This is a genomic window from Leptospira broomii serovar Hurstbridge str. 5399 (genome assembly GCF_000243715.2).
GTDB lineage: Bacteria > Spirochaetota > Leptospiria > Leptospirales > Leptospiraceae > Leptospira_B > Leptospira_B broomii.
Genome location: NZ_AHMO02000008.1, coordinates 484895 through 501682 on the forward strand (window position 1 = coordinate 484895; position 16788 = coordinate 501682).

General features: G+C 43.4%; 16 protein-coding genes. 7 read left to right on the forward strand and 9 right to left on the reverse strand.

Going from position 1 to position 16788, the window contains the following annotated elements; translation table 11 throughout:
* Positions 1-119 precede the first annotated feature (119 nt).
* From LEP1GSC050_RS07580 to LEP1GSC050_RS07590, 3 genes are read left to right on the forward strand one after another with little or no spacing between them, the layout of a single operon-like run.
* The gene (locus tag LEP1GSC050_RS07580; protein ID WP_010570637.1) at positions 120-1247 is read left to right on the forward strand and encodes a TauD/TfdA family dioxygenase; all 1128 of its coding nucleotides are present in this window, start codon (positions 120-122) and stop codon (positions 1245-1247) included.
* Between the two features lie 13 nt (positions 1248-1260).
* Positions 1261-2172 carry a bile acid:sodium symporter family protein gene (locus tag LEP1GSC050_RS07585; protein WP_010570638.1) on the forward strand — a complete coding sequence of 304 codons (912 nt, stop codon included), beginning with the start codon at positions 1261-1263 and terminating at the stop codon, positions 2170-2172.
* 11 nt (positions 2173-2183) lie between these two features.
* Positions 2184-2786 (forward strand): 2-hydroxychromene-2-carboxylate isomerase, encoded by a 603-nt coding sequence (locus LEP1GSC050_RS07590; protein WP_010570639.1) that lies wholly within the window; start codon positions 2184-2186, stop codon positions 2784-2786.
* Here LEP1GSC050_RS07590 and ygiD read toward each other — a convergent pair.
* Entirely contained in the window at positions 2773-3543 is a 771-nt protein-coding gene (gene ygiD, locus LEP1GSC050_RS07595; RefSeq protein ID WP_232225675.1) for a 4,5-DOPA-extradiol-dioxygenase, read from the reverse strand. The two genes, LEP1GSC050_RS07590 and ygiD, sit on opposite strands and share 14 nt — an antisense overlap.
* A 210-nt stretch (positions 3544-3753) precedes the next feature.
* Positions 3754-4800: an oxygen-dependent tRNA uridine(34) hydroxylase TrhO gene (gene trhO / locus LEP1GSC050_RS07600; RefSeq protein WP_010570641.1), complete on the reverse strand. Its 1047-nt coding sequence runs from the start codon at positions 4798-4800 to the stop codon at positions 3754-3756.
* Positions 4801-4907: 107 nt separating this feature from the next.
* Between trhO and LEP1GSC050_RS07605 the strand changes: the two genes are divergently transcribed.
* Together LEP1GSC050_RS07605 and rmuC are read left to right on the forward strand one after the other, a co-directional pair.
* A complete protein-coding gene (locus tag LEP1GSC050_RS07605) occupies positions 4908-5669 on the forward strand; it encodes a DNA alkylation repair protein (RefSeq protein WP_051184860.1) in 762 nt (253 codons plus the stop codon).
* Between the two features lie 137 nt (positions 5670-5806).
* Positions 5807-7210, forward strand: coding sequence for a DNA recombination protein RmuC (gene rmuC / locus LEP1GSC050_RS07610; protein ID WP_010570643.1), 1404 nt, complete (start codon positions 5807-5809; stop codon positions 7208-7210).
* Between the two features lie 6 nt (positions 7211-7216).
* Here rmuC and LEP1GSC050_RS07615 read toward each other — a convergent pair whose 3' ends face one another.
* Positions 7217-9325 (reverse strand): adenylate/guanylate cyclase domain-containing protein, encoded by a 2109-nt coding sequence (locus tag LEP1GSC050_RS07615; RefSeq protein WP_232225678.1) that lies wholly within the window; start codon positions 9323-9325, stop codon positions 7217-7219.
* Positions 9326-9541: 216 nt separating this feature from the next.
* Between LEP1GSC050_RS07615 and LEP1GSC050_RS07620 the strand changes: the two genes are divergently transcribed.
* Entirely contained in the window at positions 9542-10513 is a 972-nt protein-coding gene (locus tag LEP1GSC050_RS07620; protein WP_010570645.1) for an LIC12353 family lipoprotein, read from the forward strand.
* Positions 10514-10517: 4 nt separating this feature from the next.
* Here the strand turns inward: LEP1GSC050_RS07620 and LEP1GSC050_RS07625 are convergent, their stop codons facing one another.
* The 5 genes from LEP1GSC050_RS07625 to LEP1GSC050_RS07650 form a co-directional block, all read right to left on the reverse strand.
* Positions 10518-10967, reverse strand: a complete 450-nt coding sequence (locus tag LEP1GSC050_RS07625) for a MarR family winged helix-turn-helix transcriptional regulator (protein WP_010570646.1) — start codon at positions 10965-10967, stop codon at positions 10518-10520.
* Positions 10954-11382: an EVE domain-containing protein gene (locus LEP1GSC050_RS07630; protein WP_010570647.1), complete on the reverse strand. Its 429-nt coding sequence runs from the start codon at positions 11380-11382 to the stop codon at positions 10954-10956. Before LEP1GSC050_RS07630 ends, LEP1GSC050_RS07625 begins: the two co-directional genes overlap by 14 nt.
* Complete coding sequence (locus LEP1GSC050_RS07635; protein WP_010570648.1) at positions 11379-11804, reverse strand: SRPBCC family protein; 426 nt, start codon at positions 11802-11804, stop codon at positions 11379-11381. The genes LEP1GSC050_RS07630 and LEP1GSC050_RS07635 overlap by 4 nt, the downstream gene beginning before the upstream one ends.
* Before the next feature lie 184 nt (positions 11805-11988).
* On the reverse strand, positions 11989-12909 hold the full coding sequence (locus tag LEP1GSC050_RS07640; RefSeq protein WP_040911523.1) for an esterase/lipase family protein: 921 nt from the start codon (positions 12907-12909) through the stop codon (positions 11989-11991).
* Positions 12910-13385: 476 nt separating this feature from the next.
* Positions 13386-13856, reverse strand: coding sequence for a DUF2059 domain-containing protein (locus LEP1GSC050_RS07650; RefSeq protein ID WP_010570651.1), 471 nt, complete (start codon positions 13854-13856; stop codon positions 13386-13388).
* Between the two features lie 399 nt (positions 13857-14255).
* Here LEP1GSC050_RS07650 and LEP1GSC050_RS07655 point away from each other — a divergent pair, with 399 nt between their 5' ends.
* Entirely contained in the window at positions 14256-14558 is a 303-nt protein-coding gene (locus LEP1GSC050_RS07655) for a hypothetical protein (RefSeq protein WP_010570652.1), read from the forward strand.
* 363 nt (positions 14559-14921) lie between these two features.
* Here LEP1GSC050_RS07655 and typA read toward each other — a convergent pair whose 3' ends face one another.
* Positions 14922-16736, reverse strand: a complete 1815-nt coding sequence (gene typA, locus LEP1GSC050_RS07660) for a translational GTPase TypA (protein ID WP_010570653.1) — start codon at positions 16734-16736, stop codon at positions 14922-14924.
* Between the last annotated feature and the right edge of the window lie 52 nt (positions 16737-16788).

Genomic DNA, 16788 nt, shown 5'->3' on the forward strand with positions numbered 1-16788 from the left:
AAGAATCGACGGCTAAAATCAACAAATCAGTTTTAATGAGAACCTAATCCTGTAAAAACGAATTGCCAACCCGTCCCGATTCGAATATAAACGGTTCACCTTAAGTTAGGAGATTTTCTTTGAAAACCGGTCCGTCATCTTTAAATAAGGCGAGTGGAATCAAGAAAATCTCCCCTCGTAAAAATACCTCCAAAGGATTAGGTAGAGTTGAAAAATCCTTTTTTCCGGGAAAAGAGTTACCTAGGATCTATAATCCTGGAGATCCCAATTCGTTAGAGTCAGGATTTCTTCCTGCGTGGATTACAAAAAATAAAAAGACGGTAGATCAAGATTTATTGGAGTACGGCGCCATCCTATTCCGAGGATTTTCCGTTTCTAATCCGTTAGAATTCGAAGCCGTTGCCTTAGCTCTGGATAAGAATTTGAAAACCGACTATTTGGGAACTTCTCCAAGGAACCGCGTAACAAAATTCGTTCATACTGCCAGCGAATTACCTCCATACTATCCTATCATGCAACATGCCGAGATGAGTTTCTTAAATAAACCTCCTCGAAAGCTTATGTTTTATTGCGAAGTTCCGCCGATTAAAAACGGCGAAACTCCCATAACTGATCTACGTAAAGTATACGAAGATATGAATCCCGGTATTTTAAAAAAATTCGAAACGAAGGGTGTCAAATATATTCGTCGATATGACGGACCGAATGCTCCGAGAGTAAGTATGTGGAAAACAAAACGTTGGGACGAGATGTTTTCCACCGTTCATAAAGAGGAGGTGGAGAAAATAGCGGCGAGACAGACATTCCAAGTAGACTGGCTTCCCCAAGACGAATTGAAACTGACGAACATTCAAGTCTCGGTGAGAACGCATCCGACGACCAAAACGAAAGCCTGGCACAATCATAGCCAAGTTTTTCATGTGGATGCGGCTTTATTAGAATATCAAAAAATTGCGAAGTACCAAAAAAGTATAGCAAGCGCCTTCCTTTATGGAGCCATATTCGTTCTAACTAGTCTCAAGAAATTGCTGAGAAATCCCGAAAAATTCGAAACGAATATCGAATTCGGCGACGGAACTCCGATCTCGTCCAAGGAAATTAGAGAAGTGAGCGATACTTTCTGGAATCATCTATCCGTTTTCGGATGGCAAAAAGGCGACGTCCTTTTAATCGATAACTATTCCGTTTCCCATGGGAGACTTCCCTTTTCCGGACCGAGAGAAATCCTAGTCACTTGGACTGACTAAAGGAAGAAATTTAATGACCGATCTAGATCTGATTCGGCTGAACTTCAGCCCGACCAGTCTCGTAATATTGAACGTTTGTCTCGGATTCGTTATGTACGGCGTATCTTTGGAGCTCACGCTTGCGGACTTTTCCAATCTAAAAAGGCATCCTAAGGCGGCGATCGTGGGATTGTTTTCTCAGCTTGTTTTATTACCGGCGGTAACGCTCGGATTATTATTCTTGATTCGGCCGCATCCGGGTATAGCTCTCGGAATGCTTTTAGTTGCGGCATGTCCCGGCGGAAATATGTCAAACTTCATCACGTTATTAGCGAGGGGAAACGTTCCGCTTTCCATTTCCTTAACGGCTACTACGACTCTTTTTGCCTGGTTTTTCACTCCGTTTAATTTCTTTTTTTGGGGGAAGTTTTATGCTCCTGCAGCGGATCGTTTAAAGGAAATCCAATTAGATCCTTTGGATTTACTATTTTCAATTTTAGTAATATTAGTTTTACCTTTAATACTCGGATCGTTAACGAATCGATACGCTCCGCATTTTTCCGCAAAACTTCGGAGGCCTTTTCGCACGGGCTCGACGTTGATGCTAGGGTTGTTTATTTTAGTCGCTTTGATCGGAAATTGGAATTCCTTTCTCGATCATATAACTTGGCTCTTTTGGCTCGTATTTTTGCATAATGGACTGGCTCTGATCTGCGGATATATTGCCGCATGGATAGCTGGCCTGGCCCCAAGAGAGCGAAGAACGATCTCCCTCGAAACCGGACTTCAAAATTCCGGCTTGGGATTAGTTCTCATCTTCACTTTATTTCAAGGTCTCGGGTCCATGGCCTTAGTCGCGGCATGGTGGGGAGTTTGGCACATCGTTAGCGGCTTAGTCCTCGCGGGAATTTGGAGTCGTAAAAAATTAGACAAAGAGACGGCATAAAGAGGCAGTTCATGAGCGATTTACCGACCTTCGATTTTTGGTTCGAGTTTGCGAGCACGTACTCGTATCTAACTGCTGGAAGGATCGAAAAACTTTCTCAGCAGAAGGGAGTTCTGCCCGTCTGGAAACCGTTTTTATTAGGACCGATTTTTCGGGAGCAGGGATTGGCAGATTCACCCTTTAATCTCTTTCCGATGAAAGGTCGATACATGTGGAAAGATTTGGAACGAAGATGCGGAAAATACGAGTTGCCGTTTCTAAGACCGGCGATCTTTCCACAAAACGGATTAATGGCGGCAAGAATCGCTACGGCTTATTGCGAAGAGGACTGGATTCATGAATTCGTAAAACTAGTATATAAGGCTGAGTTTGCTTTAGGGAAGGATATCTCCCAGCCGAGCGTTTTAAAGGAAATTTTAAACGATCTGGGTCAGCCAGGAAATGAAATCTTTTCAAGTTCCGAATCGCCCGTCTCAAAATCTCTTTTGAGGGAAAATACGGAAACTGCAAAGTCGCTCGGGATTTTCGGTGCGCCTAGTTTTATCGTCAAGGGTGAACTCTTTTGGGGAGACGACCGCTTAGAGGATGCGATTGAATTTCTCATCCGATCCTAAAGCTTGTCATAGACACGGTGCTTTGGATTTTATCATTATAGAACGAAATCTCTTCGTCCTTTCCTGCCAGAGCCAATGAATACAACATAGGAATGTAATGTTCCGGTGTCGGAACTGCTAGTTGTGCCGCTGTACCTAAGTTTTGGTATTGCGAAAGCGCCTTGCTATCTCGCTTGAGAATCAAAGCCTTAAAAGTCTCGTTCGCTTCCCTGGACCAATCCGGAATTTCATCCTCGTTACGCCAATTGTACAATCTAAGATTGTGAACCAAATCTCCGCTACCTACTATCAGCACGTTTTGATCGCGTAAAGACCCGAGCTCTTTGGCAAATTCATAATGCCAAGCGGCGGGCTTCGTCGCATCTATACTAAGTTGCAAAACGGGAATGTCCGCCCTCGGATACATATGGCGAAGAACACTCCAGGTACCATGATCAAGTCCCCATTCATAATCTAAACCTAATTGATGAGTTTTGGAGTCAGCGGAGATTTCCTTTGCTAACTTAGGATCTCCTGGGGCAGGATACTGAACGTCGAAAAGTTCCTGAGGAAACCCGTAAAAATCATGGATCGTTTTGGGAAATTCCATCGCCGTAATATGACTTCCTCGAGTGACCCAATGAGCCGAAACACATAGAATCGCTTTCGGTTGCGGAAGATTTTGGACGCTTGCGGCCCATCCCTTCGTAAATTCGTTTTCGCCGATAGCGTTCATCGGACTGCCGTGGCCGACAAAAAAAACGGGGGTTTTACTCATTTCAGTGTCTCCTTTTTTTCCGCTGAATAGTTTCCCGATACCTAAAGCAACCATGAAAGAACTTAAGGCGCTACGAGAAGCGTACGGCGGGAAAACCCGTCTCTTTTATCGGAGCCGATTCTATTCATACTTTATTTATTAGACTTTGATAGTTCTGAATTGATTTAAACGTAAACTATTTTTCTTGCGGATATGAAAAGATAATCTTAACTATTTTCGGTACAATTCGAAAACTTTCGGGCGAATCCGGGACTTTGAAAAATGTTGATTGGAAGCGACTTTACCCTTTCTTAATTTACGTTGCTCTTCTTCCGGTAGTAAATGAATCTTTTGACATTCCTTCGAACAGCAATCGTCGAATTTTTCCGCGCAGGCTTCGCACTGAATAAACAAAATATGGCAGGCAGGGTTGGCGCAGTTTATATGACGCGCGGAGGTTGAGCCGCATTGATGACACTCGCTGATAATTTCGCTACCGATCGTTTCTTGTAGTCGTTTATCAAAAACGAAATTCTTGCCCCTAAATTTCGATTCTAAGCCCTTTTCCTTTATTTCAGAAGCGTAAGATATGATTCCTCCGTGCAGTTGATACACATATCTAAATCCGTGGTGTCTCAAATACGCCGAAGCCTTCTCGCACCGGATTCCTCCGGTACAATACATTAAAACCTCTTTTTCCTTTTGGTCTTTTAACAATTCGACGATCATCGGAAGTTCTTCGCGGAAAGTGTCGGCCTGAGGAAGCAACGCTCCCTCGAAATGGCCGATCTCCGATTCGTAATGATTTCTAACATCGACGACGATCGTGTCGGACGATTCGAGTTTTCGATTGAATTCTTCGGCCGATAAATGAACGCCTACGTCTGTGACATCGAAGCTTTCGTCCTCTAATCCGTCGGCAACTATCTTATGTCTTACCCTGATTTCCAATTTTAGAAAAGAATGTCCGTCATCCTCGACTGCAATCTTGAACGGGACGTTCTTAAATTCTTCCGTTCCGTCCAAATAGTCTCGAAGGGCCTGAAAATTATGCTCGGGAACCGAAAGCTGCGCGTTGATACCCTCTTTCGCTAGATAAATTCTTCCGAGGACTCCAAGCTCTTCCCAATCGTAGTACAATCGATCGCGTAGAGAATTCGGATCGGATAGAATCACGTATCGATAAAACGAAATCGTCTTTCTTCGAAACGATTCGCTTTCCAATTTCTGCTTAAGTATATCTTTGCTATAAATATTATGCAGAGGTTTTTTATTCATATTCAAACGCCGATCACACCTTCCTAAAAATAGGTTTTGCAGTTCGCTTTCGATTGCAAGTCGAAAAAGGCTTTTCTTCCGGTAAGCGAACTTGTATTTCCATTTCCATGTCTACTAAGAAAAAACGAGTCAGAGATCTGGACAAAATTCCAACGGGTGCCGACACGAAAGCTTCCGAGATATCACAAGAACTTCAAAACTTAGCCGATCCGGCCAAGGCAAAAATTCTGGCCGGCTTCTTTAAAACCGGCCCGGGACAATACGGAGAAGGGGACATTTTTTTAGGCATACAAGTCCCTTCGCTGCGAAAGATCTCTAAAAAATATCGAGGCTTGCCGCTCAAAGAAATGCAGGTTCTAGTTCGATCCAAACTTCATGAAGAGAGACTAACCGGTTTTTTTATTCTTTGCGAAACCTTCTCCAAAACGGAAGAAATTTATCGAAAGCAATTACATGATTTTTATCTAAAGAATCTAAGATATGTTAATAATTGGGACCTAGTGGACTTGAGCTCCAGGATAATGATCGGTGAATATCTACTGGATAAGGATAGGAGTTTTTTGTACGAACTCGCAAAATCGAAGAGTCTTTGGGAAAGGCGAATTTCCATTATATCCACCTATGCATTTATCCGCGAAAGTGATTTTTCCGATACGATTCGGATTTCTCGAATCCTACGGAATGATTCGGAAGATTTGATTCACAAAGCGGTAGGCTGGATGCTCCGAGAAGTCGGAAATCGGAACCTACAAACCGAAATAAAATTTTTAGATAAAAACGCGGGAAAAATGCCTAGAACAATGCTTCGCTATGCGATCGAAAAATTTCCGGAACCTCTTCGAAAAAAATATTTGGAGTTCGGAAAATAGAAAGTCGTTCCGAACCTTCCTCACGGGATAAAATACCTCCGAAAAAAAGTCCAAACCTCTCTTTTCTTCTAAAACCCGTTTCTCGGATCGGAATTTGTCCGGGGTTTCGCTAAAATAGGATACTTTCGGATCGGGAAATGGATTTCCCGAAAAACCGGTCGATTCATAAAGGAGGAAAGATGGAATACGCGATCGTTTTATTGGTGGGCATACTTGTCGGATTTAGTCTGGCGTTTTTCTTAGCGAAGAGATTATACGGTGGAGAATCGAAGGTATCTCCCACCGAACATGAAAAATTAAAAATGGAACTAGCCGGGATTCGAGCCACCGAACTTCGCTCGAAAGAAAGAACCGCGCAATTGGAAACGGACCTAAAATGCCTGTCCGAAAAAAATACGCAGGCGATCGGGGCCTGGCAATCCATGAAAAAGGAATCCGACCTTTTGAAGGAGCGGCTCGAAAACCAAAAGAAGGAATTCGAGGAGATGATTTTCAGATTAAAGGATGAATTTAAGAATCTTGCAAATCAAGTCCTGCTGGATAATTCCCAAAAATTCAATCAGCAAACTCACGAAAAGCTAGGAGATCTTTTAAAGCCCTTAAAGGAGAATATCGAGATTTTCGGGAAAAAAGTGGAATCTTCCACTCAGGAAACGAAGATCAGCGCCGCGACTCTCAAAGAACAAATCTCGTCCTTGGCAAAACTGAACGAAAGCCTCCAAGCCGAAGCCAAAAATTTAGCCGAAGCACTTCGTGGAGACAAGAAAGCGCAGGGAGATTGGGGCGAAGAAATTTTGGAAGGAATTTTGGAACGGAGCGGCCTTCGGGAAGGCGAAGAATTCTTTAGACAAAACAGTTTTAAGGACGAAGAAGGGGAAAAACGTCCGGACGTTATAGTTCGCTTACCCGGCAATCGTTGCGTAATTTTAGATTCAAAAGTGTCACTGAACGCCTACGTTTCTTTTTATAGCACCGAAGACGAAAAGGAAAAGGATATCTTTCTCGAACAGCATGCAGGCGCATTAAGAAAACATGTTAAAGATTTATCCAGAAAGAATTATCAATATCTGGAAGGTTTGAATTCTCCCGACTTCGTATTAATGTTCCTACATAACGAACCTGCCTTATTCTGGGCTTTGCAAAAGGATCCATCCTTGGCTCTAGAAGCATATCAACAAAATATTCTGATCGTGACTCCTTCCTCATTAATGATTTCGCTTAAGATGGTGTCGAATATATGGAGATTGGAGGATCAGGATCGAAATGCCAAAGAAATCGCGCGTCAATCCGGTCTACTTCTCGAAAAGCTCGGTAATTTCGTAGGCGATCTGGAAAAAGTCGGCGGATCTTTAACGGCGACCCAGGGACATTACGATAATGCGATGAAAAAACTGAAAACCGGAAAAGGAAACGTACTTAAAAAGGCGGGAGAGATCATGGAACTGGGAGCTATCGTTTCCAAAGACGAAACCAAGAAACGATTAGCCACATTTCTAAATGACGAAGACGGCGACGAGCCTAGCCTTTTGTCGGCCGATTAAAGAATCTTAAGCAAGATCGGGCCCGGGCGCGTACCGCTTTATCCGAGTCGGCAATTGCTCCGTGCAACGCTTTAAATAAAGGCTGGCTGCCTTGTCTCCTGGATAGATGCGTAAGGCTTCCCGGAATGTTTCGCCGGCGTCCATATATCGTCCGGCAAAAAAGGCATCCAATCCTTTTTCATAATATTGCTTTGAATTTTTAAATGCCTCTTTTTCGGTTGCACTTAAATAATCGCCGATTTCATGGATAAAAATCTCACCCGCTTTTCCTTTAACTCGAATTTTATCCAATTTTCGAATTAGAAAACGATCGGGCTTTTCTAGAAGCAAAAAAGAATCGTTGCTGATTAGAATATTCGCACCGTAATATTTCGTAAGGTACTCCAAGCGGGAAGCCACATGAACGGCTTCGGAAATCACCGTGCTCTCCATTCTCCCTTCGGCCCCGATCAAACCTAAAATTAGCGATCCTGTATGGATTCCGATTCCGACTCGAATAGCCCTATCGCCTACCCTATGTCGGTTATAAGAAAGAATTTCGGTTTGCATTTGAATTGCAGCATACACCGCATCGTCCGGCCGTTCCGAAAATAACGCCATGATACCGTCGCCGAAATATTTATCCACGAAACCGTGATTTGTCCTAATTAACGGCTCCATTTTACTTAAATAATTATTTAGAAATTCGAAACTTTCTTTGCCGTTCATGCTTTCGGAAATTTCGGTAAAAGATCGAATATCGGAGAAAAGAATCGTCATCTCCTTTCTGACTTGATCGCCGGGAAGCATATCTGCAATATTCACTTTTTCTAAAAGACCCAGAAAACGCCTAGGAACGAAACGGCTATAAGTCATGTTAAGCCGTAGCATCTCTTCGGTTAGTAACTCCTTTTCCCTATAAAGATCTCCGTATCGAGAAGACAATACGAAAGTCTCGATAAGTACTAGAGTTAAAAGACCGAAAGGCATTAAAAAGCGAATCCCCAAAATTTGATGAGCGGAAAGAACGTCCAAGACTCCCGTCACAGATAGTGTAAAAAAGCCGAATAATAACGGAGCCGCGTACGGTTTTTTATTCAGGACCGCGCGACAAAGCACGTAAACGGCGAGAATAATCGCGGCAAACATGACTGCTTGATAATAAGGAATAACCTTCGAGGCTTCGGGAAAAGGTAGAAGAGAGCTTAAAGTAAAGCCGCAAGCTAAAATATAAAATCCTCTTATCCAAACTTTCGGAAAGAATTCGGGAAACGTATGCCGTAAATAATGAAGACCAAGCGGTAACGAAAGATAAAACGTCAAATATTCCAACCGCATGGATGTCTCGTATCCCCAAAAAGGGAAATACGACAAAAGAATCTTATCTTCGGTGACTAATAATCTTACGAATAGGACGAGACAAAATAGACCGAACGGAAGAGGCGATCTATCTTTTCTCCGTATCAAAAACAAGCCTATATGATATAAAAACGTAAGAAAAAAGATTCCTCCAAAAAATAAATCCATATCTCGAAATTGCGATACTTCCTTCCTAAGTTCCTCCGAGTCGCCGAATCGAATTCCGTGCCAAAGACCCCCGAACCGGTGATAAAAATTAGAAATTTCTAATGTAATTAATATTTCGGAAGAGCTTCGGTTCAATTCGTGAAAGGAAGGCCGACTATCGGGTATACTCGATTGCCGATCCGCACCGGGAGTTCCCGAATTTAGAATCTTCTCACCGTTAGCGTATAAAGTAAATGCGGTAGCCTGGCCCTTGGAATAAAAGGCGAACGCGTTGGAATGCTCGGGAAGAAGAAGCTTCAATTTCAACGTGCCGTAACCTGAACCGTTCCATGTCCCGGGGACGGTAAACGGCTTCTTACTGCCCGATGCCTTGTCGGAAGAGGATAAAAGTCCAGGATAGTATTCCCATTCACCGTCCAGATCGATCAGTGGATGTTCGGCGACATTCCAATCCCGAAGATCTAAAATTCCGGAGACGGCCTTAGGATGGTAGGAAAGATTATTGCGGCAGGAAACAACGCTCGCCCAAAGTAACAAAGACAAAAGGACGAATTGAAGCGGTCGAAAGATTTTACCGTTCCGACTATCGATTGCACCGAGTGTATTCAACGTTAAGTTCCCTGCAGTTTTTCGGGAACAATCCATAAAAATGCTCATGTCGATAAAGAGCGAAATTTTATTTCAAATCTATGATTTCCCGTCCGATCCGCGTCGCGATTATAAGCATACTCGGAAAGTTATACTGTCAAGATAATTGTCCGGTTCCCCAAGAATCGGATCGGTTTTTTCCTTTACCGGCGTTTCCTCTATCGGAAGCTTTCTCACATGCAAGAACGATCTTTAGCATCTATTTACTGCGGAGTTTTACTCGGCTCTTTTATCTTTCTCTCCTCCTGCAGCGATCAACTAAGAGGAAAGCCCACTCCCGCCATTCCCGAAATCGCGGGCCTATATTTGAACGAGAAATCGGCGGCTTGGGCCAAAGATAACAAATTAAAAATACAGATGCTCTGGATTAGAAGAACGGCGCAGGGGGAGCTGGAGTTCGTTAACGAAACGTTAACTCGGCTTCAATTCAGCATGAGCGAAAATCGTGAAGAAATGAAACTTCGTTCGGGGAAAATAATCACAAGCGGACATGAACTTTTATTTTTTGAATCGATGTACAAGGAACTTCAAAGACTCTACTCCGGTAAGAACACGAGCGATCCCAAAAATTGGGACGTAAAATCTTTCGGTCCCTTTATAAAAGTCAAGGAAGTCGGACATCTATTAACGGAAGGATCCGGAAGAAGCGCTGAAATCTCCGAAAATATGAACTCGATCCGATTCTCCAACGGGGAGGTATATAATAGAATTGGAATGCCACTTCTGGGAAGAATCAGTATTTCGACTCCGAAATACAAGAAAGTAATCGATAACGATGTTGCCGGCGTCGTTTACTATCATTTGCCCCCAAGTACTTATCCGAGTAAAGACGGCAAAGAGTATATTACGGCTTTTTTTTCTTCCACGGATAATCTATCAAATGAGATGCCTGTTCTCGTAGGAGACGTATCCGGATCGATCGCCGAAGTCTTCGAATACGTAGCTATTATCGAGCTGCGTCCCAAACCCGGCTCTAAGGAAATTTCCGTACCACCTGCATTGAGCCCGATTCTGCTGATGGGAACCGTGGATAAAAAAGCGATTTCCCAGAAAGAAGGGACCGAAGAGCTGATACGCCGACTAAAGCAGGATCCGACCGTTTCTAAGGAAGAGTTAATTCGGGAGTTGGAACGGCTCAAGGCAAAATAAGCGATTAAACATCGCAGAGGCCTTGCAACCTCTTGAGAAACTCTTTTCTCCCTTTACCAAGGGAGAAAAAGAATCGTTCGTCAAAGGCCTCGACTTGATGCACCGCATCTTGCAGTATTTTTTGGCCTTCATTCGTAACTTCTACGAGCTTCGCCCTCGTATCTGAGTCATGCGCAAATCTGCGAACAAGTTTTTTTCTTTCTAACGTGCGTAAGACGGTCGAAGTCGTCATCGGGTCCGTTTTTGCTTGGTCGGAAATTCGAATTTGAGTCGTTTCTTCCTTAGAACATTGCAACCAATAGGTCACCGCAAGCAATACGAATTGTGCGTGCGTAAGATCCAGAGGCTCGAGTATTTTTCGAATTTCCCTTTGCCAAAGATTGGAAACCTGCCAAAGCAAAAAGCCGGGACTTTCCTCGGCTTTTTCGAATCCAAAAACTTCATCCTTCGACATCTACACCCATCCGGTTCGCAATTTTCCGAAAATCAGTTTCACCTATTTCCAAAATCCCGAAACGAAAAGGAAATCCCCAGGATTTTTTATTCGGAATAAAATCGAGTTCGTTAATCATCGGAAGAATCTCGACCTCCCGAGCCTGACAAAAAGAAACTCTCCTTCGAAACGGAATAAAATCCGGACTCATCTGAAATGAAAAGATCTGTTCGTCCGAAACCCTTCCGATGGCAGTAAACTTCCTGCACGCCGTTTTTTCCGCAAACGTTTCTTTTGAAGAATAGATCAGAACCCAATCCCCCTCGCGCATCCTTCGCAGGGGGGCCTTTTTACCGTGACAAGCCTGAATGATCCCGTTTTCCTTTCCGGCGTTCGCGTGGTCTTTCGAGGCTACGACGATCCAAAATCGATTCATTTTTTTGCCTCTCTCACGAAATCCGCAAACGTAATTATTTCTTCGCGCATATTCTTTACCTGCTCTTCTCCGATGATTTTTTTCCAGAGAAACGAAAGTGGACCGTGAATGCTAAGCTCGACCCGAACTTCCGTGCCATTTTTAGTATCCTCAAAGAAGTGCAGAAATTTCATTCTGGCTCCGAGTAAATACGTTTCGTCACCGAAGCTCCGAGGGGATTGCGCCTCTATGATTTTAACCTTAACTTTTGGACCGCCTTTCGGTTTTAATTCGAATTCCTTATCGACTGCCGCGGAACCTTCGATTTTTGTCCAAAGAAGACCCGAGTCCCATTTAGGCCAATTCGAAATATCGGCCCTTGCCTCCCAAAGCTCTTTAGCGCTAACTCCTTGAACTTCCATTCTATACTTATATTCCCACATATGTTTCTCCTTACTAAGCGTGCTTACAATATACAAACAACACTGATAATAAGTATACTTATTATCAAGCTATTTTTAATATGCACACATATTATTTTCGATAATTTCGGAATTCAGTCAGAGGGAACAAAAAAGGCGCCCTCCCAAAACGGGAGGACGCCCACTGTCGGTGGATTTAATTAACCTATTGGTTGCTTTTTGAATTAGACGCCATTTTCAAAAAATAGCCGTTTGTATCATACCAGGTCTGACCCAAATAGAGAGCGTTGGTTGCCTCTAAATGGTCGATCCCGGTCGTCGTAATCGGATAGGACGGTCCACCTTTCCACGTTCCCCATTGCTGAGACGAGGCTGGAACCACACCGTCATTGCTGATACTTTGTCCGTAAAAAGGAGCGCCGATTGCGCAAATCGGATAAATAAGCCCCATTGCAGGATGCTCGATTAAATCCGGAACCGTGATCGTCGATCCGAACGAAAAATACTTTACGCCGGAAGCGTTCGGAGTCGAGCTGTTGAACGCCGTCGCCCCTGCAGTCGTAAGTAGTTTTAAGGCCGCTACTGCATTCTGGTTCGATTCTCCGTAAACAAAGCCTACCACTGTATTCAGAACAGTCGCGACATATGGCAACGCCCAACTTGGGATTACGGTCAGAACTACGTTCGCGACCGGACTTCCATAGTGCGGAGTGTTTAAGGTCGTTAGAGTCGCGACTTTACTAGCGAATCCGAGATTGGATACTAGATATCTCGCATCTAATCCACCCTGTGAATGCCCGATAATGTGAACTTTACCGGTGTAATTATTTGCAGCCATCGCAGTTTGAATTGCCGTTTTTAGCTGAGCCGCCCTCGCAGCGGAGGAGCTAGTGGCCGTTACCGTTGGAGTCAATACAGTCGCACCTTGAGACTGAAGATAAGCTGCATTGCCGCCCCAATAGTCGATAATACCGGTTGATTTCCCCCAACCGAACAATCCATGAGCTAATACAATCGGATACGATCCTGCCAGCGGTTTACTCGAAGAACCTCCGCCTGATGCATGAATTGCTCCAGACACCAGAAGCGTAAGTCCTATAATCCAAATCCTCAATACTCTAGACATTTTTAACCTCTTCTCTTTACTATTCATCACTATTTGCGGAAGATTCCTCTGGGCTTTCCGCATAGGAGAAAAGCATTCGAGATCTTCCTAGTTTCTATTTTTAATTTCAAACTACCGTTATGAAATATATAAAGTATTATCCCAAACGTTCGTTATTAATACTTAATAAGAACCGAATATTTACAAACAGCCGCTCGGTTATTATTAAGTAGGTAGTTCTTTATAGTTAGTTAGGAAATCGTCAACTAAAGAATGTTATATAGAAGGGATTATTTTGAAGAAAAAAGTTTTTCTATAACGATTGGTATGCTTGTTAGAAAGAATCAAAGCCGGAAAAGAATATTTTATTTTTCTAATATTCCTAACTCCGGAGCGAATTCATTCGATGTTCGACGGACTTTCTTAATTCAAGTCGATAATATTGGAGCTGAAAATGAAATAGAACGAAAGCAATGAGCGAAAAGCGATAACTCTTATCAAATTTCTTGGCGGGTGGGAGGTTTTGCATCGGGGGAGAGTAAGCCCTTTGCTTTCAGGCGCTCTAAGACCCTTTCCGCTATTTTCTTTCCCCACATTTCTCCGACTTGCATCGATTCTTGAGTAATTTGCGGGTTTTTTTCCAATAGCTTCTTACCTACGGGTGAATTATAGAACGCGGTAATCCCTTTGATTTCCTCGAGAGTAAAATACTTATCGTAGATCGGTATAATCAATTCAACCATATCTTCGCTCTTTAATTCTTTCCGAAAGTCTTCCCAAAACTCTTCCGGAATTTGAGGCATTAATTGTTTAAATCTGGAAATCATTTGCCCTACGACAAGCACTCCCATTTTTTCCGAACCTGAAGAGATGAGAAGTTGGCGTATTTCTTCCTTCTTTTCATCGGCGGCAAGCAGAGGGAAAAAGGAGAACAAGAAAAGAAAAATTGCGAATAATAAGCGACTCATATGTCCCCCAGGCTTAAATTCATTTTGGACCCAAATAAAGAGAATGTAAAGCGGTTTGTAGGTTTAAACTTCACAAGTCGTCCCACTTCCATTCGTTTACGACTATCGGATTTCGATGGCGGAAATTAAAAGAAATTCCTTCCAGTAAGGCCCGAGCGCGATCGGGAAGATACTGCGCTCCGTTTATGAACACAAGCAGAATTCAAAATCGAATCAAGTTTATTGATAAGCGAAATTTTAATACGCTCCTTTTACAGGTTACAAATTAGGAAATATGAAAATTCTATTCATGAATTACTTCCGACTCTCTAGGCAATAAAACTAAATAAATGGAAATTTTTATTTACAAAATCACATCGTGCGGATAGAATCCGAGCGCTAACGAGTATCCGGGTTCAGATGAAAAAGTTCTTTATCTTACTTTTCGCTCTTTACATCCCCGTTTTCTTAATGAATGCGAAATTCAATCGCAATCTGAACGTTCTGATAAACGAAAAAAATCAGACGGTTGCCTCCATTCCGGAAAAAAGTTTTGAGTCTAATTTATCTGCTTTTCCGAAAGTAGGATTCGGCTCCGAGGTTTTTCTATCTGATAAACCGCAATTAATCTTCTTATCTACTGCGTTCTGCAACGATACGCTTTCTTATGAACTTCCTACGATTCAGTTTCAATTTTTAGACCTTCCCCCTCCTCAATCTTAATAACAACCCTCTTATGCCCATGTGGCCCGGTAGAATATGGCGCTCGGTTTTCCTATGCTTCGGAGATATTTTCGAAGGGTGTAAAGGGGCTGAAGTTCAGAAACCTCTAATGAATGGTTTCCGGCAGTCGTACAAACGAAATCGTTTTCGACAATGTCTTCTCATTTCAGCCCATTGACACACGACAAGCCAAGAGCTTTTCCAAAAAGAAAGGTTCAGTCAAGTACGCCTTGAATGAACCTTCTCCGATTCGATTGCTTCATCGGTGGACTTCCATTTTTCCCCCGCGTTCTTCGCGGGGATCTTTTTTATGGAATTTTAAGCCGAGTAAAATTTTAGGGGACTTTCGACGTTCGATTCAGTTCAACGTCCGGCGCGTTTACGCATATTGGGATCTAAAATCTTTTTCCGTAATCTCATGCTGAGCGGAGTCACTTCCAATAGCTCGTCATCGTCTAGAAATTCGATATTTTGCTCCAAGCTAAAACGGCGAGGAGGCACTAGACGAATCGCTTCGTCCGCGCCCGAGGAACGAACGTTAGTAAGTTTCTTCTCGCGCACCGGATTCACTTCCAAGTCGTTTTCACGAGAGTGAATTCCGATGATCATCCCGGGATAAACGGAAGTTTGGGGATCGATTAATAACTCCCCTCTTTCTTGAATCTTCCAAAGAGCGTAACCGGTCGTATCTCCCGAGTCCATGGAAATCAAAGCTCCGTTTTTACGTCCTGGAATCTCTCCTTTATAAAGATCAAAACGTAGGAAGCGGCTGGACATAACCCCCTCTCCCTTCGTTTCCGTAACGAAATATCCCCGGAATCCGATAATTCCCCGAGTCGGGATTACGAATTCGACGCGAGTCATACCGGAGGTATGAGCGTCCATTAGCTGAAGTTCGCCTTTTCTACGGTTCAGCTCGGCGATGATGCTTCCGGTAAATTGATCGGGAAGATCCATTACAAGATACTCATATGGTTCGAGCTTCTCGCCGTTTTCGCCCTTCTTAATGATAACTTCGGGACGGGAAACCTGCAATTCAAATCCTTCCCGACGCATGGTCTCGATTAATATGGATAGGTGAAGTTCTCCCCGACCTAAAACTTTAAATCGATCCTTATCTTCCGTTTCTTCCAAGCGCATCGCAACGTTAGTTTCGAGTTCTCGATCCAATCTTTCACGGATATTTCGAGTCGTTACGAACTTCCCTTCCTTACTCGCAAAGGGAGAATTATTAACCATGAAATACATGGAAACGGTCGGTTCTTCCACTTCGATTGCGGGCATCGGAGCTGGTTTTCCCGGTTCACAGACAGTATCCCCGATGAACACATCGGGTAAACCTGCGATCGAAACGATATCTCCCGCTTCCGCGAATTCGATCTCGTTTCGTTTTAAACCTTCAAAGTTATATAATTTCGTAACTTTTAATATTTGAGTCTCGTCTCTTCCGTTCGTTTTGGGAGAAAGTTGAATCACATTCATCCCTTTTTGCAATTTTCCGTTGTAGATCTTGCCGATCGCAATCCTTCCTACGTAATCATTATAGTCCAAGGAAGTGACTTGAAATTGCAGAGGAGCATTAATGCTCGCTTTAACAGGAGGAACGTGCTCAAGAACCATATCTAATAACGGATCCAAGTTTTTTCCGGGAGCGTCTTCCAATTTGCGGACCGCCCATCCTTGTTTAGCCGAAGCGTAAATGATCGGAAAATCCAGTTGTTCGTCGGTCGCACCTAAATCGCTGAATAGGTCGAATACCATATCGACGACTGCAGACGGTCTCGCTCCATCCCGATCGATTTTGTTAATTACCAAAATCGGTTTATGGCCAAGCTGTAGCGATTTTCCCAATACGAATCTAGTTTGCGGCATGGGACCGTCAAATGCATCCACAAGCAGAAGACATGAATCCGCGGTGGAAAGGACGCGCTCAACTTCTCCGCCGAAGTCCGCATGCCCTGGGGTATCCACTACATTGATTCTTGTCCCTTTATAAACGACAGCCGTATTCTTGGCCTTGATCGTAATTCCTTTCTCTTTTTCCAGATCATTGCTATCCATGATCCGATCCCCGTCTTCCTTGGCGGTGACGGCTCCTGTTTGTCGGAGAATACCATCCAATAGGGTTGTCTTCCCGTGGTCTACGTGTGCGATAATGGCGATGTTGCGGATTTCCATGCTAAAAACCAAAATTTCCCGAGGGGACAGGGTGGCAAGGTCGATTTAGGCC